General features: G+C 43.2%; 27 protein-coding genes. 7 read left to right on the top strand and 20 right to left on the bottom strand.

Annotated elements, in window-relative coordinates; genetic code table 11:
• Positions 1–208 precede the first annotated feature (208 nt).
• The 3 genes from IGI86_RS02120 to IGI86_RS02110 are packed head-to-tail and all read left to right on the top strand — an operon-like array spanning position 209 to position 4,203.
• On the top strand, positions 209–1,213 hold the full coding sequence (locus IGI86_RS02120) for an ABC transporter substrate-binding protein (protein ID WP_194199303.1): 1,005 nt from the start codon (positions 209–211) through the stop codon (positions 1,211–1,213).
• Positions 1,214–1,223: 10 nt separating this feature from the next.
• On the top strand, positions 1,224–2,672 hold the full coding sequence (locus IGI86_RS02115) for a sensor histidine kinase (protein ID WP_430617694.1): 1,449 nt from the start codon (positions 1,224–1,226) through the stop codon (positions 2,670–2,672).
• A complete protein-coding gene (locus tag IGI86_RS02110; protein WP_430617693.1) occupies positions 2,650–4,203 on the top strand; it encodes a response regulator in 1,554 nt (517 codons plus the stop codon). Before IGI86_RS02115 ends, IGI86_RS02110 begins: the two co-directional genes overlap by 23 nt.
• 77 nt (positions 4,204–4,280) lie before the next feature.
• On the opposite strand, the gene IGI86_RS02105 is transcribed toward IGI86_RS02110, so the two are convergent.
• The gene (locus IGI86_RS02105) at positions 4,281–6,353 is read right to left on the bottom strand and encodes a DNA topoisomerase III (RefSeq protein WP_005232250.1); all 2,073 of its coding nucleotides are present in this window, start codon (positions 6,351–6,353) and stop codon (positions 4,281–4,283) included.
• Positions 6,286–6,663, bottom strand: a complete 378-nt coding sequence (locus tag IGI86_RS02100) for a DUF1033 family protein (protein ID WP_005227251.1) — start codon at positions 6,661–6,663, stop codon at positions 6,286–6,288. Before IGI86_RS02100 ends, IGI86_RS02105 begins: the two co-directional genes overlap by 68 nt.
• Positions 6,664–6,975: 312 nt before the next feature.
• Here IGI86_RS02100 and IGI86_RS02095 point away from each other — a divergent pair, with 312 nt between their 5' ends.
• Complete coding sequence (locus IGI86_RS02095) at positions 6,976–7,836, top strand: AAA family ATPase (protein WP_429947001.1); 861 nt, start codon at positions 6,976–6,978, stop codon at positions 7,834–7,836.
• A 496-nt stretch (positions 7,837–8,332) separates the two neighbouring features.
• Here the strand turns inward: IGI86_RS02095 and IGI86_RS02090 are convergent, their stop codons facing one another.
• Genes IGI86_RS02090 through IGI86_RS02070 form a run of 5 tightly spaced genes read right to left on the bottom strand, consistent with a single transcriptional unit; the run spans position 8,333 to position 11,592 of the window.
• Complete coding sequence (locus IGI86_RS02090; RefSeq protein WP_061053679.1) at positions 8,333–9,085, bottom strand: class II aldolase/adducin family protein; 753 nt, start codon at positions 9,083–9,085, stop codon at positions 8,333–8,335.
• A gap of 17 nt (positions 9,086–9,102) precedes the next feature.
• Positions 9,103–9,354: a hypothetical protein gene (locus IGI86_RS02085; protein WP_008376154.1), complete on the bottom strand. Its 252-nt coding sequence runs from the start codon at positions 9,352–9,354 to the stop codon at positions 9,103–9,105.
• A gap of 28 nt (positions 9,355–9,382) precedes the next feature.
• Complete coding sequence (locus IGI86_RS02080; RefSeq protein WP_430617692.1) at positions 9,383–10,774, bottom strand: PTS galactitol transporter subunit IIC; 1,392 nt, start codon at positions 10,772–10,774, stop codon at positions 9,383–9,385.
• Positions 10,775–10,810: 36 nt separating this feature from the next.
• Positions 10,811–11,110 carry a PTS sugar transporter subunit IIB gene (locus tag IGI86_RS02075; RefSeq protein ID WP_005227245.1) on the bottom strand — a complete coding sequence of 100 codons (300 nt, stop codon included), beginning with the start codon at positions 11,108–11,110 and terminating at the stop codon, positions 10,811–10,813.
• A 20-nt stretch (positions 11,111–11,130) separates the two neighbouring features.
• Positions 11,131–11,592, bottom strand: coding sequence for a PTS sugar transporter subunit IIA (locus IGI86_RS02070; RefSeq protein ID WP_429961691.1), 462 nt, complete (start codon positions 11,590–11,592; stop codon positions 11,131–11,133).
• 281 nt (positions 11,593–11,873) lie between these two features.
• Here IGI86_RS02070 and IGI86_RS02065 point away from each other — a divergent pair, with 281 nt between their 5' ends.
• Together IGI86_RS02065 and IGI86_RS02060 are read left to right on the top strand one after the other, a co-directional pair.
• The gene (locus tag IGI86_RS02065) at positions 11,874–12,635 is read left to right on the top strand and encodes a DeoR/GlpR family DNA-binding transcription regulator (RefSeq protein WP_008376158.1); all 762 of its coding nucleotides are present in this window, start codon (positions 11,874–11,876) and stop codon (positions 12,633–12,635) included.
• The gene (locus IGI86_RS02060; protein ID WP_430617691.1) at positions 12,632–13,588 is read left to right on the top strand and encodes a 1-phosphofructokinase family hexose kinase; all 957 of its coding nucleotides are present in this window, start codon (positions 12,632–12,634) and stop codon (positions 13,586–13,588) included. Before IGI86_RS02065 ends, IGI86_RS02060 begins: the two co-directional genes overlap by 4 nt.
• A 124-nt stretch (positions 13,589–13,712) precedes the next feature.
• Here the strand turns inward: IGI86_RS02060 and mnmA are convergent, their stop codons facing one another.
• Positions 13,713–14,831, bottom strand: a complete 1,119-nt coding sequence (mnmA, locus tag IGI86_RS02055; RefSeq protein WP_026008140.1) for a tRNA 2-thiouridine(34) synthase MnmA — start codon at positions 14,829–14,831, stop codon at positions 13,713–13,715.
• A 368-nt stretch (positions 14,832–15,199) separates the two neighbouring features.
• On the opposite strand from mnmA, the gene IGI86_RS02050 reads away from it, so the two are divergent.
• Positions 15,200–15,913 (top strand): C39 family peptidase, encoded by a 714-nt coding sequence (locus tag IGI86_RS02050; RefSeq protein ID WP_429961689.1) that lies wholly within the window; start codon positions 15,200–15,202, stop codon positions 15,911–15,913.
• 86 nt (positions 15,914–15,999) lie between these two features.
• Here IGI86_RS02050 and IGI86_RS02045 read toward each other — a convergent pair whose 3' ends face one another.
• The 12 genes from IGI86_RS02045 to IGI86_RS01990 all read right to left on the bottom strand — a co-directional run bounded on the left by IGI86_RS02045 (position 16,000) and on the right by IGI86_RS01990 (position 26,433).
• Positions 16,000–16,518: an Asp23/Gls24 family envelope stress response protein gene (locus IGI86_RS02045; RefSeq protein ID WP_005232258.1), complete on the bottom strand. Its 519-nt coding sequence runs from the start codon at positions 16,516–16,518 to the stop codon at positions 16,000–16,002.
• Positions 16,519–16,574: 56 nt separating this feature from the next.
• On the bottom strand, positions 16,575–16,769 hold the full coding sequence (locus tag IGI86_RS02040; RefSeq protein ID WP_005232259.1) for a DUF2273 domain-containing protein: 195 nt from the start codon (positions 16,767–16,769) through the stop codon (positions 16,575–16,577).
• An 11-nt stretch (positions 16,770–16,780) separates the two neighbouring features.
• Complete coding sequence (gene amaP / locus IGI86_RS02035) at positions 16,781–17,344, bottom strand: alkaline shock response membrane anchor protein AmaP (protein ID WP_005232260.1); 564 nt, start codon at positions 17,342–17,344, stop codon at positions 16,781–16,783.
• Positions 17,345–17,549: 205 nt separating this feature from the next.
• Entirely contained in the window at positions 17,550–18,155 is a 606-nt protein-coding gene (locus tag IGI86_RS02030; RefSeq protein ID WP_430617690.1) for a metallophosphoesterase, read from the bottom strand.
• Positions 18,156–18,196: 41 nt separating this feature from the next.
• Positions 18,197–19,042, bottom strand: a complete 846-nt coding sequence (locus IGI86_RS02025; protein ID WP_430617689.1) for an aldo/keto reductase — start codon at positions 19,040–19,042, stop codon at positions 18,197–18,199.
• Positions 19,043–19,219: 177 nt separating this feature from the next.
• Positions 19,220–19,561 carry a DUF1831 domain-containing protein gene (locus IGI86_RS02020; RefSeq protein ID WP_005232263.1) on the bottom strand — a complete coding sequence of 114 codons (342 nt, stop codon included), beginning with the start codon at positions 19,559–19,561 and terminating at the stop codon, positions 19,220–19,222.
• 68 nt (positions 19,562–19,629) lie between these two features.
• Complete coding sequence (locus IGI86_RS02015) at positions 19,630–20,769, bottom strand: cysteine desulfurase family protein (protein ID WP_140965109.1); 1,140 nt, start codon at positions 20,767–20,769, stop codon at positions 19,630–19,632.
• Positions 20,770–20,968: 199 nt separating this feature from the next.
• A complete protein-coding gene (gene manA / locus IGI86_RS02010) occupies positions 20,969–21,922 on the bottom strand; it encodes a mannose-6-phosphate isomerase, class I (RefSeq protein ID WP_170920124.1) in 954 nt (317 codons plus the stop codon).
• Between the two features lie 45 nt (positions 21,923–21,967).
• Positions 21,968–22,984, bottom strand: coding sequence for a serine hydrolase domain-containing protein (locus IGI86_RS02005; RefSeq protein WP_430617688.1), 1,017 nt, complete (start codon positions 22,982–22,984; stop codon positions 21,968–21,970).
• A gap of 119 nt (positions 22,985–23,103) precedes the next feature.
• Positions 23,104–23,805 (bottom strand): DUF624 domain-containing protein, encoded by a 702-nt coding sequence (locus IGI86_RS02000; RefSeq protein ID WP_005227228.1) that lies wholly within the window; start codon positions 23,803–23,805, stop codon positions 23,104–23,106.
• A gap of 37 nt (positions 23,806–23,842) precedes the next feature.
• Complete coding sequence (locus IGI86_RS01995; RefSeq protein WP_430617687.1) at positions 23,843–25,474, bottom strand: extracellular solute-binding protein; 1,632 nt, start codon at positions 25,472–25,474, stop codon at positions 23,843–23,845.
• Between the two features lie 65 nt (positions 25,475–25,539).
• Positions 25,540–26,433, bottom strand: a complete 894-nt coding sequence (locus tag IGI86_RS01990) for a carbohydrate ABC transporter permease (protein WP_430617686.1) — start codon at positions 26,431–26,433, stop codon at positions 25,540–25,542.
• Positions 26,434–26,436 lie beyond the last annotated feature (3 nt).

The raw sequence follows: 26,436 nt of genomic DNA, 5'->3' as shown, positions 1-26,436 counted from the left end.
TACATATTCAGTATAGCTAGTTAAGGAATCGCTTACATTTAGATTTTTTCGAGGTTTCTTGGATTTCTTGAGAAAAAACGGCCCAGTTACCCCCTTTTCTCTTCGGAATCTTGGATTTTTTAAGATTCCCTTGGTTTTTATTTGATTTGATATTTTGTGTAAAGCGCTTCCGTATTTTTTAGTAGAATAGACCATAGAGGTGAAAAAAATGAGGAATATAAAAATTGGGTTGTTCGTCTGTTTGTTTCTAGCTTGCTTGGCTGGTTGCCAAGCAAACAAAGAAACAACCACTGAAACAGCGGAAGAAAGTATTGTGATCGGTTTTTCCCAGTCGGGAACGGAAAGCAGCTGGCGTAAACGCCATACGGAATCGATCCGCACTGAATTAGAGAAGGAAGGCTATGAAGTCCTTTATCGTAACGGTTATATGAATCAAGAGCGACAGATCCAAGATATCCGTAATTTTATCGTGTATCAAGTCGATGCCATCGTCTTTACCCCCATTCAGGAAAACAATTGGGAACCGATTTTGGAAGAAGCGGCCCAAGCTGGGATTCCCGTTTTCGTGGTAGATCGACATGTCAATGTCAGCGATCCCTCTTTATTTTTGACCCATATCGGGCCAAGCTTCAAAGCCGAGGGCAATCGTGCAGGTCTCTACGTTAGTAATTATTATAAAGAGCATGAGAACAAAACAGTCAATGTTTTAGAATTGACGGGACTGGATGCTACGTCCCCGACGTATTTGCGCTCAGAAGGGTTCCGAGAAACCATCAAGCGTGATTATGCCCATAACAATGTGACGATCCAAGTCGTAGACGAATTAAACGGCGATTTCATCCGCCGTAAAGGCAAAGAAGTCATCGAACAATACATCGAAGCAGGCAAAATGGAACAGATTGATGTCTTGTTCAGCCACAATGATGAGATGACGTTGGGTGCCCTAGAAGCCTTAGAAAAAACCGATATTGAGCCGGGGAAGGATTTAGTGATCGTATCGATCGATGCTCAAAAAGAAATGATCGATAAATTGAAGCAAGGAGTGGTCAATTGTGTCGTTGAGTGCAACCCAGATGCCGGGGTGTTCGTCAAAAATGCCATCTCTCGCTACTTGGCTCGCGGCGCCGATGCCATTCCTCGTGAAATCTATGTCCATGAAACAGTTTTTTCCAGTGACATGGATTTCGATCAGATTCCACCGAGAAATTATTGAGGAGATGAAGATGAAAACAAAAAGTATCAAGGGCATCTTTCAACAGACGAATAAACTGATGATCCTCGTCGCCTTTATTCCCCTCGTACTAAGCAGTGTGTTTTACTCGCGGCAGATTTTCATTTACCAAAATACCATCAACAATATTGAAGAAGCCAATCAACTATCGGAAAAAGTCGATGCCATTGTCTTGGAGGAGATGTGGGACTTAGTCTTTGGCCAAAAAACCGTCGAACAAGTCCAAGAAACCAATGTAATTGAGGAATTGAGAAGCGACCTGCAACACATCCAAGAAAATACCAGCACTGCGAAAGAGCTCAATATTTTAGCGGTCGCCTTTCGGACGCTCGATTCTTTAGAAACCTATCAGCAACAGTTGATCGACAATATTCTCAAGGATGAGCCGGTGGAAAAAAACCAATACGTCATGATCCAAGTGGATTCGGTGATCGATTTGCTATCCGATATTTTGCAGCAATTCGTCGGGGTAGAGATCAGTTTAGCCAGCCAAACCAATCACGAACTAGTCCAATCGGTATTGTTACTGATCCTTTTTCAAGTCGTGTTGCTTTTGATCATCTTTGCTATCATCAATAAAAACCGGCGCTTTGTTCGGGACAATCTGCAAGACCCATTGGATCGGTTATTAGATCTTTCTAACGAACTATCCCAAGGACATTTGAGCTACCGAGCAGAACTGCCAGAAACCCCAGAGCTGCGGACCTTGACGAGTAGCTTGAATCGAATGGCAGATGACTTGACCCGGCTCTTGGAAGAAAATGCCTTGAAGCAGTATCACTTAGCCCAAAGTGAGGTGCGGGTCTTACAAGCCCAGATTACCCCACATTTCATCTATAATAGTTTAGATGCGATCGTTTCTTTGATTGAAGCTGCCCGTTACGAGCAAGCAACGGAAATGACCTATGCGTTGTCGGATTTTTTCCGTATCTCCTTAAGCAAAGGGCAAGACTGGATTCCTTTGGAAAAAGAATTGCGGCATGTGGGCGATTACTTGAAGATTTTGCAGATTCGCTATGGTAGGATGCTGTCTTACACCATCGAAGATCAAACCGTCAGTCCAGAACTGCAGGTTTTGAAAATGGTCCTGCAGCCCCTAGTTGAAAACGCCGTTTATCATGGCACCAAGTTTGTCCGTCGCGTCGGCATGATTCGAATCACAGTGTCAGAATTGCCTCACCAGATTCAAATGACCATCAGTGACAACGGCATTGGGATCGACCCTGACCGTTTGGAGGAGATTCGTCGTAACCTTAAAGAAACCACTGATCCCGCCTCTGAGAGCGGCTATGGCCTATATAACGTCTATCGCCGTCTCCAGCTGAACTACGGCAGCGAAGCGCAACTGACGATCCACAGTCAATACCAAGAAGGCACCACGATTACCGTCACAGTACCAAAAAGGGAGGAACCCAACCATGTACAAAGTGTTCATAGTTGAAGATGAACATCTGATTCGCGATAGTTTGCGTCACCAAATCATGACTCTTGCCAAACAATACCCGATCGTTTATAGCGATGAAGCCGCCGATGGCGAATTGGCGCTGGCTTCGATCCTTGATCTGCGTCCGGATATTATTATCAGCGATATCAAAATGCCGTTTATGGATGGCTTGGTCTTTGCGAAAGAAGCCAAAAAATTATTGCCGCAAGTTCGCATTATTTTTGTTAGCGGCTTTGATGATTTTGACTATGCAAAAACGGCACTGCAGCTGCAAGCAGACGATTACTTACTCAAGCCCATCAAAAACGAAGAATTAGAACAAGCCATCAAAACCGTCGTTCAACACTTAGATGAACAACAAACCACCCATCAGCAATTATCCAAAGAAGACGATTTATTCGAAATGGAAATCAAAAAAAATCACTTTCTGAATCATCTCTTTAAACAAAAGATCACGATCTCAGAAGCTTTTTTGCAAGCAGAAGAACTGGGACGGCGCTTTTCAGGCAAACAGTTTTGTGTGCTGTTAGCAAAAACCCCCTTCAATCAAAGTTTTTCTGACTACACTCGCTTTAGCCAGCAGCTGACCAAAGCCTATGAGCAAGATGATGCCGTCTTGTTCTCCAGTGTCTCTAGCCGCTTCATCAAGTTTTTACTTTTTGACCATGACCGAGAACAAGTTTTAGAAAAAGCCTATCAGATCGCTCAAAGCCTCGTTCATGGTTCTGGGGAAGAAGTGGCAGTGGCGATCGGACCTATAGCAGATCGTTTCTCGGGCATCCCTCTTTCTTATCAGAAAGCTCGTGACATGCTAAAAACCTATGGCAGCATCCGCAAGGAAAAAATCATCAGCTATGAAGATGACATTCGGGAAGGGGAACTGTCCCCCACCAATCCTTTCAAAACCGATCTTGCTTCAAGACTGGCAAATGCTGGGAAACAGACGATCCCTGAGCTGACCGATGAATTGATGGCGCCTCAAGGGACCGTTGAGCGAACGCAAATGTACCGTTTGTTCGTCTTGGTCGAATTGCTGGCATTATTGCAGAAAAAAGACAGTCATTCGCTGCCCCAGATCGTTCAGCACGCCCATGACTTAGACTATCTAGCGGCATTGACCCATGAGCCAGAGAACTATCAAACGACTCTGGCAGAACTGTTGCCGCTATTGACCAAACAACCCATCAATCCTGCAATGGCGAAATATCAAAGCGTCATCAATCAAGCCAAAGCCTTTATCAGTGAGCACTTTTCTGATCCCAATATTTCCTTAAATGTAGTTGCTGAAAAAGTTCATTTGAGTCCGGCGCACTTCAGCACCATCTTCTCGCAAGCCACTGATTCTACGTTTATCGAATACTTGACCGAGCAACGATTGACCTTAGCTAAGGAACTGCTGTTAACGACAAATCTACGGCTATCTGAGATCGCCTTTGATGTTGGCTATAATGACCCAAATTATTTTTCCTTTTTGTTCAAGAAGAAAGAAAGTATCTCACCGAAAGAATACCGTCAAAAAAATGCCTAGTTGAATGAATGGATACAAAAAAAGAGTGAGGGACAGCAAAATCGTCCTCACTCTTTTTTATTTTCTACCTCATTCAGTTATTTCTTCTCCATAGCAGCTTTTAAAGCAGCTGCTAATGGGCTTTCTTGCGGTTCTTCTTGATTGATTTTATTCATCAAGCGGCGTTCTTCGTGTTTCGACAGCTTTTTGCTGCGCTCTTTTTTATCCGCCATTTTTTCGGTGGTCCCATCGAATTTACAGCGGAAATAGGCGCCATTTTTGCCCTCAATGATCTCCATCTTTCGGTGACATTGCGGGCAACGTCGGTTTGAAACTTTCGGGTCTTTCCGACGACGGTACTTGCAGGTGCCACTAGAACAAACATAGATCTTGCCATCACGGGTATTTTTCTCCCGCAATGGTTCGCCGCATTCTGGACACCGTTTTTGGGTCAATGAGAAATCTTGGTACTTGCTTTCGCTTTGCTTGATTTCTTTGACCAGTTGTTTGGTGTCTGCTTCGATTTGTGCGAGGAAGGTTTGGGCAGAATAGGTGCCTTTCGCAATGGCTTCCAGTTCCTTCTCCCATTTTTCCGTCAACTCTGGTGTCACCAAGGAAGGATTGACTAAGACTAACAACTGCTTGCCTTTTGGCGATACTTGCAAGCCGCTTGGGGTCCGCTCCATCAGCTCAGATTTGATCAGCTTTTCAATGATCTCCGCACGGGTTGCCGGCGTACCGAGACTATGTTTTTCCATTTTACCTAAAAGAGTTCCTTCATTCAACGGTTTCGGTGGTGTGGTCAACTCTTTCTGGATGGTGAACTCAGGCTTGACGGTACTGCCTTTTTGCCAAGCTATGTCACTGGTTTCTTCTTCAGAAGTCGTTTTCCATCCCGCTTCTAACACGGTATTGCGGTTGAATACAAAGGTTTCTGAACCAAAGGTCACGGTCACTTTCTGCTGCTGCTTTTTATGGGGTTTCGCAAAGAGCATTAAGAAACGACTAACGATCATTTGATAGATCCGTTGTTCATCGGTAGTTAATTTTTCATAACGTGCCCGCTGTTCCGTTGGCAATAGGGCATGGTGATCGGTAACTTTTTTATCATTGAAGACAGCTTGCTGCACCACTTGTCCGCCATTTTTCAAGTATCCTTTGACTTCTGGGGCAAAATCCGCAACTGCCTGCAGGCGTTCCTTCATGGTTGCCTTCATATCATTAGTCAAATACTTGGAATCCGTCCTTGGGTAAGTGACGATTTTATGGGTTTCATACAAGCTTTGAACAAGCGACAAGGTCTTCTTGGCTGAAAATCCATAACGCTGATTGGCTTCTCGTTGGATCTCGGTCAAATCGTAGGGCAATGGTGCACTTTCTGTTTTGACCTTTTCTTCGATCGCTGTCACGCGACCATTTTGTTGACTCATTTGCTTGACCAATGCTTCGGCGTCGCTGCGTTCTTTTAGTTGATAGGGATTTTTTTGCTGCAGGCGGGCCTTGGCATCGCCTACGTTTAGGGTAATCACATGATAGGTTTGCGGACGGAAACTCTCTATTTGCATTTCCTGACTGCGCACCAAAGCTAAGGTAGGGGTTTGGACCCGACCCGCACTAAGATTGTCTTGATATTTGACCGTCAATGCCCGCGTGACATTCAACCCTACCAGCCAGTCGGCTTTTGCCCGCGCAAGGGCGGAGTAGTAAAGATTGTCGTAGTGCTTGGCTGACTGCAATTTTGCAAAGCCTTCTTTGATGGCTTTAGGGGTTTGCGAAGAAATCCACAAACGTTTGACTGGTTTGTCAAAACGAACCCACTCCAAAATCCAGCGAGCGACTAGCTCCCCTTCTCTTCCCGCATCGGTAGCGATCACGACTTCCCCGACATCTTTTCTTTGAGCCAATTGTTTGATGGCTTTTAGTTGATGACCGGTTTTTGGCAACGGCTTGATCCCGATGGACTTAGGGATCATCGGTAACGTTTCCATCTGCCATGATGCCCACTCTTTGTTTAAATCTTCAGGCATTTTCAAGCCCAATAAATGACCAAGGGCCCAAGTAACGATCGCCTTGGGTCCTTCGTAATAATTTTTATGTTTTTGCTCACAGCCCAAAACTTTGCTGAGGTCTTTGGCAACGCTTGGCTTTTCCGCTAGAATTAGTTGTTTCATAAAAATCTTTCCTGCTTTCGTCGACGACTTGCTGATATTCTTTGAGCAATGCCAGTCCAATATATTGTTGGAGGTAATCGTCGCATTCTTCGCACCAGCGTTCGTCTTCTTCATTCCAAAAAGCCGTCATAAAGTTTGATTTTGCATTTATGTACGAATACTCTTCTCTGATTTCTTGCCATTTTTGTTCATAAAATGACTGCGCCTCGCTGAAAGTTGCAAATGTGAACGCCTCTTGAATATCTGACTGCCATCCCTCAAAAAACCACCACGGTTCATTGTCCCCATACATGACTACTACTTGATACATTCCATTGCTCCTTTCACGATTCCTTCCCCATATTAGTCACTTTTACTTAAACTTGCAAGGAATAAGTTTCAGCATTTAAACATCGCTTAAAGAATTCATTAAACCTTCGTTTTTTTGTACGTTTTATCGGTTGCTTAAGATTACATCATTTCTATGCCCTTATAGTCTAGCACAGAAGTTTCCTGTTGTGAATATAACAGGAAAAGATTAAAAAAATATCAAACAAGATTTATTTTAACCTCGCAAAAAAAAATTTATCTGTGATGGATATGCTACAATAATGGCAACCATGAAACTGCCAGGAGGTGCCCCATGTATCTCGAACAAATCACTTTTCCCGATCAAGAAACCGAGTTTGATTTTTTCCTTTCTATCCAACGGACTGTCTATGATTCTTACTACCCTTTTCAGATTCTCAGTGCCCGCCGTTTTCAGCAGATCGATTTTGAACCAATCACGATTTTATATGGCGGCAATGGTTCTGGCAAAACCACTGCATTGAACGTGATTGCCGAAAAGATCCACGCGCAGCGCTTTGCTGCGTATAATCGGTCGAATTTTTTCGAGGACTATCTATCCTACTGTTCTGCTCGTAGCAACGACGAACCGCAAGAAAAAGTGCTATTGACCAGCGATGACGTCTTTGACTTCATGCTTGATATTCGAAACTTAAATCAAGGGATCGATCATCGCCGAGAAGAAGTGTTTCAAGAATACTACCAAGCAAAGTATGCGGACTTTCGTTTCACAGGTTTTGACGATTACCATGAATTGAAGAAAATCAATCTCGCACGATCCAACACACAGTCCAAATTCACCCGCAAGCACTTGATCGACAACGTCCGAGAATATTCCAATGGTGAAAGTGCCTTTCGCTTCTTTCAAGAAAAAATTCGTCCCAACAGTCTTTACTTATTAGATGAACCAGAAAATTCCCTTTCTGCTGATCGCCAGCTGGAACTAGTGCAGTTACTGGAAGATTTTGTCCGCTATGAACAGTGCCAATTCATTATTGCTACCCATAGTCCTTTCGTTTTATCTTTAAAGGAAGCCAAAATCTATGATTTGGATCAAACACCTGTCGATGTTCGGAAGTGGACGCAGTTAGCTAGTGTCCAGCAGTATTACCGCTTTTTTCAAGCACATCAAGCCGAGTTTGATGATCGATCATGACCAAAGCAAACCATTTTCCGTCAAAGATTTCTTTTGGCATTTTTTTCCGCTACACTCACACAAAGACCAAAATCAAATTGATCAGAGCAATATAGAAGGCGACAACTCCCGCAATTTTGCCTCACTTGACTTCTGCTTGGTTATACTGATCGGAATGCTCCGCAATCTGAGCGGACAAAAAGTAGAACTTTTTAAAACAATCAAATACCCTACTAAACCAAATAGTACGGCTAAGGCAAGTTCGTTGATTTGGCTTGAAATGACCTGATTCTGATGAAGCATTACCACCCCTACGGCACTAACGTCCCCTCATTTCATGAGGTTGGCTCTTGTACGATTCATGCCCCTCCCCCTTTCTTTTAAAAATGCCAATGCATCAAAAACATTAATTTTCTGACTAAATTATAGCATATTTTGAATAAAAAAATAAAATCCAAGAACTCGTAAACGAATGTTCTTGGATTTTTATCAATCGAAAAAGATGATTACTTGCTGGCTAATCACCACCAGCAAAAATTTCTTCTTTATTATAAATCGGTGTATGTTTTTTCAAGTCTTCAAGTGTTCCTACTTGTCTCCCTTTGGAGTAAAAACCATCTAACAAGCCTAAAGATTGAAAAATCGTTTGCTTATAGGCAATTTCCGCATTCCATTCCGTGGTATCTAGTATTTGCAAAGCTTTATGGATTGCTTCGATGCCAGATGCTCCTGGCGCACTGATCAGTACCCCATGACTGTTGAGGAGCAACATATTCGGTAAGGCGAGTTGTTCTTTTTTCATGTAATCAGAAACTAATTCTGCTAATTCTGGTGAGCAATTAGGTTCAAAGTCTAGTACAGGAATATAGCCAATTTTTTGGGTCGCTTCTGTTAAGTTAGGCATATCCAATCCGGCGGTTGCCCAAAACATCGAGTGAGGAGAATGGGCATGTAAGACTGCTTTTATCGCTGGATTCGTATCATAAACCGCTTCGTGTAAGTTGATTTCTCGTGTCAGCTGACCAACCCCATCAATCACTGTTCTCGTATGAGGCTCAACGACTAAAATCTGGGCTGGTGAGACCTCTCCTAAATAGGCTTCTGACATCATAGTTGGTGTCATAATAATGTATTCTTTTCCAGTTTCATCGGTTGTTTTAAAAGAAAAATTACCGCCTGCAACATTTGTATTCTTCCGGGTAAAAATCAATTTTACGATTCGTGCTAAATCTTCCCGTTCTCTTTCAAAAATCATCCGTCCATCTGACATATTCAAGACCACCTTTTTTATTTTTCAAACGTTTTGTTGCGTAAGATTGTTTGTACAGCTTCCCTTACTTTAGCTGCTTCTTCCTCTTTTTTCTTTTTTCGTTCATCGTATTCTTTAAAAAGTACTGGACTGCCATATTTGTATACACAGACTGCTAGACCAATCGCTACGACATTAAATAGGTACTGTTGTGTCACCAAAGCTAAGAGATAGCAGCCAATTGCTAGAAAAAGAAGCAATTGCCATTTTATTTTTTCGCTCTTTCCCATTCCTGTCGTCCTTTCCTTTTTGAAAATATTAGCCATTCGTCGCACGAACTTGCGTCGATTGGGTCCCTTGTTCTTCATATCTTTGACTTGGTACTTTTACCTTGCTCATATATTTATACAACCAGACAAACATTGCGATAAACACAACGGAACCGACGATACCCAAGATGTTTCCTTTAAACGCTTCTGCAAATAAAATTCGAAATTCTGGTCCTTCGATCGAAGACCAAGTGATTTGCTGCCCTTTTTGTATTCCTTCTACTGCGCCGGTTCGATCTGCTAAGCCCGTTAGGATCGGCGTCAAATACGTAGCTGCATATAGATAGATTGGCATCGAAATAACCCCCATGATCAGCATACGAACCAAGTTTCCGCCGGTGAGCAATAATCCACCTACTGCGATCGAATAGTTAATGATTCCTGCTAAAGGCAACACAGCATTTCCCGGCAAGATGATAGCATAGCCAATAAAGACAGGTACCAACAAGATAGCAGTGACCCAAATCTCAGAGCGACCAGCTAATACGGGCCAATCTAACCCAATGTAAACTTCCCGATCTTTAAAGCGTTTTTTCATCATTTCCGACATTGCATCAGCCAGTGGTGAGAGAGACTGCATAAACATTTTTGAGATCATTGGGAACAAAGCCATTGCAGTCGCGATTTGAATAGCTAAGTTCAATGAGCCTGACACGCCATAAGCTGCAGCTAATCCCAAGCCCAAACCAATGAGAAAGCCCATCACCGAATTTTCAGAGAAGATACCGATTTTCTTTTTTAAGGCTTTGGTATCGGCCCGTCGATTAAAGAAAGGAATTTTATCCATAATCACATTGATCGGTAATAAAAGCACTGCTGAAATATTCATCAAGTGGGTCACTGTTACTAAAGGAATACCAGTCAAATCCTCAATGTGGCGTTGGAACATATCCCCCATTTTAAGTTCCAAGATAACCTGTACGATGGCGGTGATAAACCCAGCAAGTAAACTTCCACTGATAAAGTAGACCAGATAGGCAGTCAGCGCTTTGCCCCATACATTCCACATATCGACATTCAACGTCTTGGTCCAGTTCAAAATCAACATGACAAAATTCACGCTAAGAACGACGGCAAAGAAAACAAATGCATAGGACCATGACCAGGTGATACTTGCCGCTCCTGTCCACCCTAAATCTAGCGCAGGCAAGTTCAAGCCAGTATTTTTTGCCAATGCTTCGGAAGCTGGACTAACTGCATTTGACATAAAGCCAATGACCATAGACATCCCAGTAAAAGCAATACCTAACGTGATTGCAGACATAAAGGCTTTTTTGAATTTCATCCCTGCAACCAAGCCTAGGATTAAAATGATTAGCGGCACAAAAATAGCGGAACCTAAACCTAAGATATAATTGATAATGTCTTGAAATACTTGCATTTTTTTCACTTCTTTCTTTTGATAGGATGTTTTGTACTAGCCAATCAATTCTTTGATTTCTTCATAAATCGTATCCATACCCATACCGGTAAGAAACGGAATCCCAGCAAAAACGTGTACACCTAGCTCAGCGGCTTTTTCCAATACTTCATCATCTGGCTGAGCAACATACACATAAATTCCTGTCGACGGCAATTCATTTTGGATCGACTTGTAATCAACTGCTTCAACGGGGAAATCGATTCCGTCATCTTCAAGCATTCCAGCAATTTTACTTGCGATCGTTTGACTTGTTGCAACCCCACTTCCACATGCTACGATCAATCTTCTTTTCATCTTAAATTCCTCCAAAAATTTTATTTTGTATACTGTGTAACTAGCTGATAAATTGCCTGCACTTCTTGTGTTTCAATGAATGCCTTTACAAATCCTTCATCCATAAATAATGCCATTAACGATTGCAGTAAGCCGACTTGCTCTTTTGGTTCTTTGATTCCTAGAAAAAAGAGATCCTTGACCTGCATTTCTTGACTGTCGCCCATTTGCTTCATCTTCACCTCGTTTTTCAGACGCACGATCGCAATAAAAGGCTTTTCGACATACGCTGGTTCTGAATGAGGCAAGCCAATATTCAAATACTGTGTAATCAGTCCAGTTGGAAAGGCTTGTTCTCTTGCTAGTAATCCTTCTAGATACTGTTCATTCACAAAACCTTGTTGCTGTAATCGTTTGGCTATTTCTTCAAATAGTTCTTTCAACTCCTCTCCTTCCACATCGAGAAAAATTAACCTTTCATCAAACATGCTCGTATAGCCCACAATTCTTCCTCCTTGTTCAACTTAAATGATAAATATTGTTAAAGTTTGTTAAAATGTGTTTTACAATGTAAATATACAATAGTTAATTTTTCTTGTCAACGCTTTCTTTTGGTATTTTTTTCAAACTGATTCCTTTCACCAATACACGAAACTACCAAACTTTAACAAAGATGAACATTTTTCCTTGCTTTTTCCAAAAGTAAATGCTATTAATTAATGTATAAAGAACACCGATAAAAAAGAAACTTAAAAAAAATCGTTAATCAACCAGAGGTGAAACTATGTTAAAGAAAGAACGGCAAGAAAAAATTCTAGCGCTAGTGAATCAACACGATTACTTATCCATTGCAGAAATAGCCAAAACATTAGACGTTTCCGATATGACCATTCGTAGAGATATTACAGAGTTAGCGAATCAATCTTTATTGGTAAAAATCTATGGTGGCGCACAAAAACTCGAAAAAATCGAACACGAGCTTTCTACTCAAGAAAAAATCGATACGAACGTTGCCGAAAAGAAATTCATCGGAAAAGTAATGAACAGTATCATATCAGACAACGATACTATCTATATCGGTGCGGGAACTACGATGCTCCACGCTTTACCTGAACTAAAAAAAGCAAACTTATTCGTGATCACAAATAGTTTACTTGCTTTTAATTATTTGATTTACAACACAGACTATCGTGTCTTATTGACCGGTGGAGAATTTTCCCGCACGACGGAAGAATTTTATGGGGAAACAGCAGAGAAGAGTTTTGAAAATCTAAATATCGATATCGCTTTTGCTGCTACAAATGGGATTTTTGAAAATAATATTACCACTGCAAATCTTGTTGAAGGTTCGATTCAACGAGTCGCATTCAAACATTCCCGCAAAAAATGCATCGTTGCAGATAGTTCCAAGTTTAATCGCTCTGACGTTTATACCTTCTACTCGCTTTCAGATATCGACTATTTGATCACTGATGATAAACTTTCTGAGACTACTTTTGACTATTATCGTTCCTTTACAGAGATCCTCAAGGAGGAACAAAAATGATTTTAACCATCACAATGAACCCTTCCATGGACTACAACTATCTTGTTCCTTCGCTAAAATTGGATCAAGTAAATCGGGTAGATAACCCACATACATCAATTGGAGGAAAAGGCATCAATGCTGGCAGAGTCATCGCACAATCTGGGGAAGCCGTTTTATTGACAGGTATTTTAGGTGGACCTGTAGGCAAAACGATCCTTGATTCTTTACTAGCCGAAGAACGTTATGTATTGGATTTCCTCACCATCGATGGCAATTCTCGCAATGCGATCACGATCATGCATGACGGTAACACCCATACAGAGCTAGTAGAAAAAGGACTTTATCTGTCGGAGGAAAACGAACAACTTTTTTACCAACACCTTGCAGCAATAATTGAACAACACCCCATCACGGTCGTCTGTATTTCTGGATCAGTAAATTCTGATAATGGACACTTTCACGATCAGTTGCTTCAATTCATTCGTCAATCATTAGGTGAACAAGTCCCGATTCTCATGGATATAGCTGGGAAACAACTAAAAAATTGTTTGACTCAAACGAATGCTCGTCCGAATTTTATTAAACCAAATCAACAGGAATTAGAAGAACTAATGGGTCAAAAATTGCATTCATCGCAAGACATTTTCTCTGTCTTAGAGAGCACTCTCTTCGAAGGGATCGACACCGTCATGGTTTCTCAAGGCGGCGATGGGGCAATCGTTAAACACCAGTCGACTTTTTTTAAGATCGAGATCCCTAAAATCGCCATCGTTAATACGACTGGTTGTGGTGATTCAACCGTTGGTGGTATGGCTGTTGCATTGAATAAACAGTATCCAATGGAACAAGCATTGATCTATTCGATGGCTTGTGGCATGTCTAATGCGCTTTCGAAAACAAACGGTACGATCGATCCTGCACAAGTCGCTGCATTTAGCGAAAAGATCCACCTTTTCAAGATCAAAGAATAAACGGCTACCTATTTTTTTGGTTCTCTTGATTACGCAAAACATTCGTTGGTACAAAGAAAAAAAGCCCTAGCTAAGTACAACTGATTGGTTCAGTGTTCTTAGCTAGGGCTGATTGTGTTAGTGGTTAAACATATTGTAATTCTTTGGCTTCTTTGTAGGCTGCATCGATCAAACCGCCGCCCAAGCATTCCATCCCGTCATAAAAAACGACTGCTTGTCCAGGAGTGATGGCGCGTACTGGTTCGTCAAAAATCACTTCTGCTCGATCTCCATCTAATAGACGCACCGTTACCGGTACATCTTGTTGACGGTAGCGGAATTTTGCTGTGCATGAAAATTCCGTTCCGCGGTCTTGTTCTGTAGTAAAGTGGATTTGGCTTGCTTCCAAGCGATCTGCATACAATGCGGGATGATGGAATCCTTGCCCTACATACAGGGTGTTAGTGGCTAGGTCTTTTCCAACTACAAACCATGGTTCTTGAGTGGCACCGCCGCCGCCAATGCCTAAGCCTTGACGTTGTCCAATGGTGTAGTACATCAAGCCATCGTGTTGTCCTTTGACTTCACCATCTAATGTAACCATATTGCCTTTTTTCGCTGGCAAGTAATTACTCAAAAATTGTTTGAAATTCTTTTCTCCGATAAAGCAGACACCAGTGGAATCTTTTTTCTTGGCTGTTGCTAGACCTGCCCGTTCAGCGATCGCTCGTACTTCTGATTTTTCCATGCCACCTAATGGGAACATGGTTTTGCTCAATTGTTCTTGTGACAATTGGCTTAAGAAATACGTTTGATCTTTGTTGTTATCCACGCCTCGTAACATATGAGTCACGCCGTTTTCATCAACAGTCACTTGCGCATAATGGCCAGTTGCTACATAATCGGCACCAAGATCCATCGCATAATCCAAAAAGGCTTTGAACTTGATTTCCTTGTTACACATGACATCTGGATTTGGCGTCCGTCCGGCACGGTATTCTGCAAGAAAATATTCAAATACACGGTCCCAGTATTCTTTTTCGAAATTCACTGAATAATAAGGAATCCCGATTTGCGCAGCCACTTTGGCTACGTCTTTGTAGTCTTCTGTTGCGGTACAAACACCGTTTTCATCGGTATCATCCCAATTTTTCATAAAGATCCCGACAACATCATACCCTTGTTCTTTCAGCAAAAGTGCTGTTACTGACGAGTCTACCCCGCCACTCATTCCAACCACCACACGGGTGTTTTCGTTAGACATGATCGTTTCACCATCATTTCAATTATAGATTCTGAAATCATCTACGATTTGAAGGTCGCAACTTTTCAGTAATTTGCATTATACAACAAAACACAAAAAAGTTCACTGTTTGCTGTCTTTTCTTAAAAATTCCTTTTTTAGAAAAGACATCTGGAGAGAAGTTGCTGTTCGTTATTCCACCCACTCAGCCAAATAGAGGAAGCGCTGCTTTTGTGTCTGTCATCGACAGCTGTCCAAACAGTAACAACTTACTTTTCAAATGGTGGTTGTCATAAAATCGTATGAAATTCTTCAGGAAATGCAGAAATGCTCTTATTAGAAAAAGACTATACTTCTCTTAGATATTACTTTACGAGGAGGGGCATTTCATGCGATTGCACACAAGGATATCGAAAACGAGGAGAAATGATGGGAAGAAAGAAAAGAGCCTTGCACTGCTGCTTTTTCTCATCGGTGGTGTTTTTGTCATTCATTACGTGATTGATCAGGTCAGGGATGCTGCGTTTGATCAGACAGCGCTTGTCTCAAAACAGTTCACTCGCCAAGCCAATCAAGCGATTCAACAAGCGATGGCAGACACGCAGCAAGTGCCGTTGATTGTACAAACCGATCAACGCTGGGGCAATAACACGTATGGATATGGAGAAGAGCAAAATACGTTTGCGGCAAACGGATGCGCTATTGCTTCTTTAGCTATGATCGATTCTTTTTGGACAGATCGTCCGCCGAATCCTGACAAACTATTGGAGTGGGCTGGCGATCAATTTTATCTTCCCAAACAAGGAACGAGTTGGCAAATCTTTCCTCAGTTTGCCGAAGCTTTTGGTTACCAATTTGCCGATTTAGGGGATTCATTTGAGGCTGCCTATGAGAAAATGACACAAGGCATCCCCGTTGTGGTCTCGGTTCAAGCAGGAACCTTTACGACATCCGGACATATTATGGTATTGGCTTTGAACAAAGAAGGAACGATTCAAGTATTCGATCCTAATGATTCCCCCGAAAAAGCCCATTATGAGAAAAGCTATCCTAACGATGTCTTTCAAGCAGAAGGAATCCATTATTGGAGCTTTTGGCTTTGATGTTCTGATCGGCTGAAGCTGCAAAAATACACCTTTTGTGGGACAAAAAAAGACTAGCCGAAGCTAGTCTTTTGCTTATCTTGTTATTATTGAACGCGTGGTTCGTTGTTTTCTTGAATACGCGTCGTTGTCCGGTTGAAGGCACCTTTGGCTTTACGTGTTTGTTTTGACGCAAAGTCGCCAGTTGTTTCTGCCGCACTGCTTACTTTGTCTTGAACTGTTTCAGAGTCTTTTTCGAATTGTTCACGTGTTTTGACATCTGCTACATTCACGTTTACTTCGATGACTTCTAAATTCGTCATTTTGTTGACTTGTGTTGAAACAACCTCTTTGATTTGGTCGTAAATCGTGGTCATGTCGCTGCCATATTCTGCAACGATATCAAGATCGACTGCCACTTGTTTTTTCCCAACTTCAACGTTGATCCCTGAAGTCACATCATCGGTGTTGACTAATTTACCTGCAATATTTGAGAAGAAACCGCCATCGACTGTTAAGAGTCCGTCTACAGATTCTAATGCAATGCCTACGATTTTTTGAATCACTTTATCTTCGTAAGTTAATTCTCCTTTAACACCTGTTGTTGGTTTTGTTTGGTTTTCCATCGTACATTCCTCCTACTATAATCTTGATATAAATTAAACTAATAATGTTACCAAAGTTAACGGCGCGGTCTTTGAAATTGTTCAAAGAATCCGACTTCTTTGAGATAAAATCCCAGATACGTACCTAGTGCCGTAAATAGCACCAGCAGTATGGTTTTCAAAAAGCCGATCGTTAGAAACAGGATCGCTAGGATCAAACCGAAACCTGCAAAGATAAGCGGGATCTTATAGTGGTAGAACCATTCACTCATACCTGTTCCTCCTAAACTACACGCGGTTGGTCATGGGCTGCTGGCGTTTCTTGCGTATCTTTTAAAACAACTTCCGTTTGGATATTGCTTTCGATACCGAAAAGCTGCTGCAGACTGCTGCTGATCTCACCAACCAAAGCTTCTTGTTTTTGCGGGATGGCTGCTGTTTGTTTCATTTCTCCATCGATTTTTACCGCTACTTTATTCTTGACGATTTTGATTTTTACCGATGGCTGATGGATGAAATCTGCTTGTTTCACCCGCTCGAGCACAAAATGCTCTAACGCCTTCTTCTGAATCACTAAATCGCCTGTCTTATGGGGAATGATCAAGCGGTCTGAGCGTTTTGGATAAAACAAAACGACAAAGAGTGCGATCACTGTAAAAATAGCAAAGCCAACAGATAACCAAAAGAGCAGCATACTCATGGAAGATCCGACCCAAGGATATTCATCCAAAGGAATCAAGTAAACAGGCAATGAAGCCGCTTGCTGATTGGCGATGATCCCAAAATAAAAGACAAGTAAGAGTAAAAGTAATCCGATGATAAAAATCACTTTAGAAATCTTACGCATTGGCAACCTCCTTTACTGCTTTCTACTTAAAGCATACACATTTCTTAAATATCCATCAAATAATAACTCTTGGAATCGATTATTTTTTACATATAAAGTTTATTTTTATCAAAAAAATTTCCTTAATCAAAGCTTGCTGTCAAAGTCATCACAAAAAAAGCAAGCCACCCGAATCTGTTTGGATGCTTGCTTTTCTTGTTATCTGTTAACGAGCTAGCTTGGCAAGTTCTTGTTGTTTTGCATGATACAGCACCGCCAGTTCATTTTCGGAAACTGGTCGACCGAAGGGACGCGGCTGCGGCAGAAACGCCAATTCCGGCGCATCGACTCCTACGTTGAGATTCTCAGCGATTGGCACACTGTGATGATGGATATGCCCATGCAGATTGCGGCTGTTTTTGGTGATCCCCAGCAGCATAGGATAATGGGTCAGTAAAAATTGCTGGTGAGCAAACTTCAGCAAGACACCGACATCTTCAAACGCATACTTTTGGGCTCCCAAACAACCAGGATCATGCTTGCGCAAGTACGCAAAGAAAGCCCGGGTATCATGATTGCCTTTGATAAAAACGATTTTGCCCTGCAGCTGTGCTAACAGCGCCGCAATTTCTGGAAAGCCCGCTTCGTAATCAGGGTGCATCGCGACATCCCCTAAATGATAAACGACATCTTTATCCGCAACCACCTCATTCCAGCTGGCGATCATCGTTTCATGCATTTGCGTCACTGTCTCAAAGGGGCGTGGGGCAAAGTCATTGTCCCCGAGCAAGGCTGCATGAAAATAATGGGTATCAGACGTAAAAAATTTCATAGTCGCTCCTTACTTTACTGCTTTTTCTGTGATCTGTGTCTTTAAATCATCGCTAACGGCTGCTTTTTCGTCGGTGCAGGAAAACGTGCATCGATTATCGCCAATTCGCTTTTGGAAAAAACGATTTTGGCAGCTTCAATGTTCTGCAGCATATGCAGCGAGTCACTGGTTTGGGGGATCGCTAAGACGTGGGGTTGTCGAAGGGTCCATGCCAAAAGCAGCTGAAAAATCGTGCAGCCTTTGTCTTCTGCCAGCTCTTTCACCACTTCATCATTTTTGAAGTGGTGCCCTAGCCGATCGCCTTGAGCAATTGGTGAGTAGGCAATCACCGGAATCTCAGCCTCTGCCTGCCAAGGCAAAAGATCGTATTCGATCCCCCGGGAACCTAAATTATAGAGTACTTGGTTGGCGGCACATTGATCGCCGTTTTCTAACCGCAACAGCTCCTCCATATCTGCCACGTCAAAATTAGAGACGCCCCATGCACGAATCTTTCCAGAGGCTTTGGCAGCTTCTAGTGCGTCAACTGTTTCTGCTAACGGCACATCCCCTCGCCAGTGCAACAGATACAGATCAAGATAGTCGGTGCCTAAACGCGCTAAGCTGCGGTCTAAAGCTTTTGGCAATTCATCGGTGGAGGCATTCCAGGGATAAACTTTTGAAATCAAATAAAGATCCCCTCTTGTAAAGGGCTGGATCGCCTTACCAACTAGCGTTTCTGCGTTTCCCTCGCCGTACATTTCTGCGGTATCGATGACAGCCGCTCCGGCTTTGATGCCCGCTTGCAGCGCATCGATCTCGGCTTTTTCCTTAGCTGGGTCATCCCCCATATGCCAAGTCCCCATTCCAACGGCTAACACGGATTGCTTGTTTAAGGTTCGTTTCATCTGGATTCCTTCTTTCTCGTCTCAACGTATCCACTTTCTGAGAACGGCTTAGGTTTGTTTTCTTTAGTATAAAAAGAAACCGGCAAAGATACAAAAGAAGTGTATCAATCCCTTGCCTGCTTGGCGGAGTGACACACTTCTTGCCCTTTGAACGGTATAGCTGCTTTTGACAAAAGCTTACGCTTTGACAAACAACCCGCGGCTGATAAAACCATCCATTAAAAAGTAAAATTTTTCTTGCAGCATTTTGTGCTGTTCATCTTTGAAAATATTGACTGCTTTTAATCCATTGGCTGTCGTGATCGACATCTTGAAGGTTTGCAGATCTTTTGCAACAGTGATTTTTAATTTAAAGCCTTCTTTGCTTTGGGGTGTTGCTTCAAGGCCACGAATCAATTGGAAGTTGCCGCCGTTCGTTTCTGTAAAGCCATTATCCCGCAACGTATATTTTTTTGCTTCAGGAGCAATGCGGTATTGGGTTGCTGCGCCTAAAACGGTTGCTGTTGTTTCAAATGCCATGTTCTTCACCTCTTTAACATCATTTCTTTCATTATAAATAGTTTTCAGCGAGATTGCTAGCTGTTCTCCTACTTTTTCGTTGCTAAGACAGTTTCTGCTAATAGCTGAGCAAATGCTTCGATTTCCGCCAATGTGTTGCCATAGCCAAAGCTGACTCTGACCGATTCCCGGATAGCTGGATGCTCTTTGCCCACCATCGCTTCTAGCACATGGGAGGGTTCCACATTGCCCGCCGTACAAGCGCTGCCTGTGGAGATGGCGGCCCCTTTTAAGTCCAATTTCATCAGCAGCAAGTCACTGCTGACTCCTGGGAAACGTAGATTCAAAATATGCGGCAATTTGTGTGCTGGATCACCATTCAACTGAACATCGACGCCTTGTGCTGCTAAGGTATCCATCAGTACATCGGCAAACGTTTGATATTGTTCTGCCGCTGCTTGCTGCGCTTCGGGGGTATGCAAAGAAGCTGCTTTGGCCATTCCCATGATGGCTGCCAAGTTTTCCGTCCCTGCTCGCCGTTTTTCTTCTTGTTCGCCACCGTGGAGTAGCGAAGGTAGCGACAAGCCATCTCGTTTATACAAAAAGCCGATCCCTTTTGGTCCGTTGATTTTGTGAGCCGAAATGCTTAGGAGATCAATGCTATTTTCATTGATTTCAAGCGGGATTTTGCCATAAGCTTGCACGGCATCGGTATGAAAAACGGCGGGATGCTCCCGTAAAAGGGCGCCAATTTCTGCAATCGGTAACAAATTGCCCGTTTCATTGTTTGCCGTCATTATGGATACTAAAATCGTATCGGGACGTAAGGCAGCCTCAACTTCACTGACGGCCAATTGCCCCTTTTGATCTACGGGCAAATAGGTCACCTCAAAGCCTAAGCCTTCTAAATAGCGCATACTCTCAATGACCGCCGGATGTTCGATCTGGGTCGTAATGATATGTTTGCCTTGTGCTTGTTTGCTAAGGGCTGTACCGATGATCGCTGTATTATCACTTTCGGTACCTCCACTGTTAAAAATGATCTCATGTTCCTTGACCCCTAGCTGCTGAGCGATCGCTTGACGAGCCAATTCTAATTGGGTGTGGGCATCTCGACCATAATGATGAATGCTTGATGGATTGCCAAAAAATGTCTGCATCGTCTCACTCATCACTTTGATCACTTCTGGGTGCAGCGGTGTCGTTGCTGCATGATCTAAGTAAACCATTCTTTTCACCTATCCTTCATTACTGCCATTATAACAAATCTTCCTCAGACGTCTATCGTGAGTGTCCATACGAAAAAACCTGTCAGTCAAAAGCGGAAAAATCGCCAATGATGACAGGCAGCTGAACGAGTTCAGCCTTACGAAAAATCAGGAACGTGTGCTGTTTTGCTTGTGCGAATCACGTCACTTACTGATCGTTTTATTTTTTTCCAGGTTCAGAGGCAATGACAGTCAATTCACCAACCAATTCCCATTTCTTGATCGGGTTTGGCAAAATGCAGCTCGTGCCCATTTTTAGTTCATAGGAATGACCGTCGATCATCAAATGCCCATACCCATCAATCACGGTCATCAAGGTATAATCGGCCTTTTGTGCCAAAGATAATTTCCCACGTACTTCCCATTCATACACATTGAAAAATGGCGTTTCAAGATAGGTAACGACTGCTGATTGTCCTTGTTTGACTTCACGGATCGATAATTCTGGCGTCCGTGCAGGAATCGTCGTCACATCGATTGATTGTTGGATATGCAGCTCCCGTGTTTGTCCTTGATCATCAGTACGATCATAGTCGTACACCCGATAAGTCGTATCCGAGCTTTGTTGGGTTTCTAAGATCATGATCCCTTTCCCAATGGCATGGATCGTTCCACTTGGCACGTAGAAGAAATCGCCTTTTTTCACAGGGACTTTTGTTAACAAATCATCCCAACGACCCGCTTCGATCATTTCCGCAAGTTCTTCTTTGGTTTGTGCGTGGTGGCCATAAATGATTTCCGCACCTGGTTCGGCATCAATAATGTACCAGCATTCCGTTTTCCCTAATTCCCCTTCATGGGCTAGCCCATACGTGTCATCAGGATGGACCTGAACGGATAGATCATCTTCCGCGTCTAGAATTTTAATTAATAATGGAAAGACTGGTTCGTCTGAATGTCCAAACAGTTCTTGATGGTCTTGCCAAAGATCCGCCAATGTTTTGCCTTTAAACGGACCATTTTCAATGACGCTCACCCCATGAGGATGCGCACTGATCGCCCAATCTTCACCGATTTTGTCACTCGGTAAATCAAAACCAAAAACAGAATGCAGGCGACTGCCGCCCCAAATTTTTTCTTGAAAAACAGGTTTCATAAACAATGGTTCCATAATTGTTCCCCTCTCTAGTTGTTCGTGCATATTATAGCATGAATCCGCTTATTCGGCAGATTCTTTTAAGTAACATTGCAGGATTTCGTCACGATGACCCAAGTAGCTTTCTCGATGATCCACTGGATGGACCCGATTCGATAAGAAAATAAACGCTTTTTTGTTAGGGATATCTACTGCGAGAAACGTGCCTGTATAGCCTGTATGAAATAATTGGTACGGCGCACCCAATAAGTCCCAGCCATAGGTGCGGGGCTTTGTGCTTTCAGGCGTCTGTCTCTGAGCCAGCGCCTGCATCACTTTTTCTGAGAAAAACGGCGCCCCTTGCTGCTGACCATTTGCCAGTAACAGTTGAACGAACAGCGTCAAATCATCCACGGTAGAAAACAACCCGGCGTTGCCGGCATGGTTTCCCAGCACTCGTGCTTTTGGGTCATGGGTGATTCCTCTAAGGATACTGCCGTCTGGCTGCTGCTGGGTAGGCACGATCAATGGCAGCTGTGAAGGAGGAAAAGGCGGAAAGCCGCTGTTCTTCATGCCTAAAGGCGTCAAGACTTCTTCTTGAAAAATCTCGGTCACTGATTTTTGATACAGCTCCTCCAATAAAAAGCCCAGCAAAATCGTACCAGTATCCGTATAGTTGACCGTTTGACCGATCGTATCACTGCTTTCAAGCTGCAAATACGCCTTGCGCAAAGCAGCAGCACCCAACTGGTCTCGATGAGGAATCCACGTGTTGATGGCTGCCGTATGCGTCAGCAAGTGCTTGATCGTTACCCGATCGTCTTTAAACGCTGGCAACCAACGAGTAAGCGGTGCCTCCATCTCGATTTTCCCTTGATCCCACAATTTTAACAGGACGGTGGTTGTACAAATGACTTTCGTCAATGAGGCTAAATCAAACAAATGATCTTTCGTCATAGGTTCGGTTTTCGGAAGAAGCGCTGCCTGTCCGAATACCTGGGTCTCTTGGGTTTCACCAGCGATAAAACGCAGCACCGCTCCTGGGAAAACGGTCGGCATTTTTTCTTGAATGAGCTGTACTGTTTTTGGGTACATTGTCATCGTTCCATACTCGCTCCTTTCAGGCTTGTCTTGCTTCTAACTTTAGCACTTTTTGCCAATGAAAAAAACTACCCATTAAGGATAGTTTTCAGATTTTTTTCTAATCAGTGTTACATAGATTACTCATCGGCTGGTGCAGCTTTTGCTTGCGCCTTTTGGATGATTCTCAAATAACTGTAACACGCACATTGGCTACCTAGTCCCCCTACGATCAATCCCGCGAGTAAGGGATTGATCAAGACGAGCAGTAAAGCGAGGCCACTCAACAGCCCTAGCAACATCAGTGTCTGCAACGGTGCCCAAAAGATGATGAAAAAGCTTTTGATCAAGGCGAGCCGCATGGGTGCCGCCAAATGCACACTGTCGCAGATAAAATACAGCAACCACACGAGTAAAATGATACTTAAAAACAAATAGCCGACAGCCAATAAGGGCAACTGAAAGGAATCGATTTGGCGATAAGAGCCTAACAGCAGCAAAGCGAGACTACCGAAAAAGAGGCCTGCGGCAAAACTGCGCCGATAATTTTCCCGATAGAGCCGCCAAAAGGTCCCTCCGATGGCCTGTCGTGGTTCTTGATAGTACAACCAGCGCCGCATGACCCCAAATAAAGCAAAGGTCGCTGGCAAAAGAATGCTAGGAAAACTAATGATCAAACCAACCAAAGAGAAAAGAAACTGACGAGGAGAGCTGGGGAAAATCAGCCCCAAAGCTAGCAATAGAACGGGCAGATTGAACAGTAACCAGTAGCCATTCAAAAGCAACATACTAGCTATCGCTTGACTGGCACCATACCAACGATACCATCGTTCATTTCCCATCAGTCCGCCTCCTTTCTCTAATCAGCTGATTTACCCTCTAGCGGGCTAAGTTTTGTAGATTTTGCTGCCATTTCTCTGTTTGATAATCCAGCAACTCTTGATAGCCCGCTGCTTGTGCTTGGGCTTCCGCCTCAGCAAAGATGGCACGCACTTCTTCATCGCTGTCAGCAAAGATCGCTGAAGCATTGGCTTCTTCAAAAATATCGTTGATCCGTTGCTGAATGATTCCTTCTGGTGAGTCTGGCATCGGGTTGATCGCCGCAAATTCCGTGTCGTCTTTTTGCGTGTCCCAAGTAATAGCATGCTGCCATTTCGTTGCCCAGTTCATTTGATCTTCTGGAAGATTCAGTTCAAATTTTGTTTTGGTATTGTCTAAAAAGGCGGAGTTGCCGTTCCATTGGAAACTTGAAGTTGCTTGCTCAATCTCCGAAACGCCTGCACTGTCTTCTGCATAGGCATCCGTAAATTGCGTATAGCCTTCTTCGTCAAAGCCATCCCAATACTGGCCTTCTGGACCAAACATCAAGATCGATTGGCCCAACGGTCCTGTCAACCAGTCTAAGAAGGCAAAGACTTTTTCTGGGTCTTCTGCATTTCTAGTAATGACACTGACATTCCACCCTAGCATTTCATAGGAACCTGGGAAAATATTGTCAGGATCTAGTCCTGGTTTTGCAATCGGCTCGATATAGAAATACCCCGCATCTGGGTTTTGCTCTTGTAAGATATAGTGGGCATCGCGAGCATGGTTGGACGGGCTGGCAGCCGCATAGACAGCTACGCGGCCGCTAGTTACTTTTTCTGCAACCATATCCGCATCTTGGGTCAAGGGATCTTGGGTCATCAAGCGCTCACGGTACAATCTTGACGCATATTCAATCGATTCTACGTAGTTTTCATTGGCAAAGATCGAGGTCAACACGTCGCCTTCAGGAACAGCGCGAATGCGGATATCTGCTGGTGAACGCCCTTCTGCAAAGGCGGAGTATAAGACATTGATCCCTTGTCCGCTGACATCTGTTTCAAATGGAATAACATCAGGAAACTCTGTTTGAACTTCTTTCAAATACTCATAAAGATCATCGGTTGTTTTCAATTCTGGCGCACCTAAAGCATCATGGATCTCTTTATTGACGACATAACCGGCATTCCCGAAAGGCTCCGAGCTATACCAGTTGGGAAATTGATAGAGCTTGCCGTCTTCTGAACGAAGCATGTTCAGGATGTCTTCTCCCGCCCATTCTTTCAAGTTCGGATACTTATCCAAGTAATCATCAAATGGCACTAAGGCACCCGCTTCTCGCAGCCGTTCCACATCCGACCCTCGATCAAGCCAAATAAAATCAGGTAGATCATCGCCAGCGATCATTGTGCTTAGCCGCTGTGCTGCATTCCCGCCACCATCGATTGCGCGAATATCTACCTTGGTCAGTTCTTTGATAGCAGCAGTTGCTGGATCATCTCCCCAACGATCCATCGTGTACCAGTCATAATTACCAAACATCGTGATCTCCAACGGTTCACTGCCTAATTCAAAGACCTCCGAACTGTCACGGTCATTCGCTGCCGCCCCATCACTTTCTTTTGTCCCTGACTCACTGCCGCAAGCAGCCAGTAAGAGACTCATCGCAGTCACTGACAGCACGCCTTTTAATACCTTTGCTTTCATTCTTTTATCCCCTTTCAACGTTTCGTTCCTTCTCTCCTCTAATCAAGAGAGTTCCTCCTGCTCTGCTAATCTTTCAACGAACCAATCAATACACCTTTTACAAAATACTTTTGGACAAACGGATAAACCATTACGATCGGCAAAGTCGCCACCATCATGATCGCCATCGACAAGGATTTTCCTGTGACACCAGTCATTTTCGCCAAACGTGCTGCTGAGCCAGAATCGATTTGACTCATTTGCGAACTCACCGTGTTCGAATTCAAGACTCGTTGCAAAAAGGTCTGCAAGGGAATCAGATGATCTGAAGTAATGTAGATGCTTGGCATAAACCAATCATTCCAATGCCCAACGGCGGTAAATAGCGACAAAGTGGCAATGACTGGACCTGATAACGGCAAAATGATTCGGAAAAACGTGCCCCAATAACCACAACCATCAATTTTCGCTGAATCTTCCAATCCTTTCGGCAGTTGCTGAAAGAACGTACGGAAGATGATCATATTCCAAACACTGATCAGACCAGGAATGATCATTACCCAAAAAGAATCCATCAGTCCAAGTGAACGTACCACTAAAAAAGTTGGAATCAAGCCGCCGCTGAAGAACATCGTGAGGATGAAAAAAATCGTAATAAATTTTCGCCCTATCAGTTCTCTTTTTGACATTCCATATGCTGCCATCGCTGTCAGCATGATCGATGAAAACGTCCCGATCACTGTCCGTAAGACACTGATGAAAAAGGCATTCATCAAGCGCTGATCTTGAAAGACGATCTGATAGTTTTCCAACGTGAATTCTCTTGGCCAAAACGTGATCCCACCAGTCACCGTGTCACGTCCAGAATTAAAGGAAATCACCAGCGAATTCCAGAAGGGATAAAACGTCAAGAATGCAAGCGTTATCAAGAAGAGGTAAATAAAAATCATCATCGCTTGGTCGCCCCAATTTTTCTTCATTGT

Origin of the sequence: Enterococcus sp. AZ188, assembly GCF_050544075.1 — a bacterium.
In the GTDB taxonomy this organism is placed as follows: Bacteria; Bacillota; Bacilli; order Lactobacillales; family Enterococcaceae; genus Enterococcus_D; species Enterococcus_D entomosocium.
This window is presented reverse-complemented; position numbering and strand designations above follow the sequence as displayed.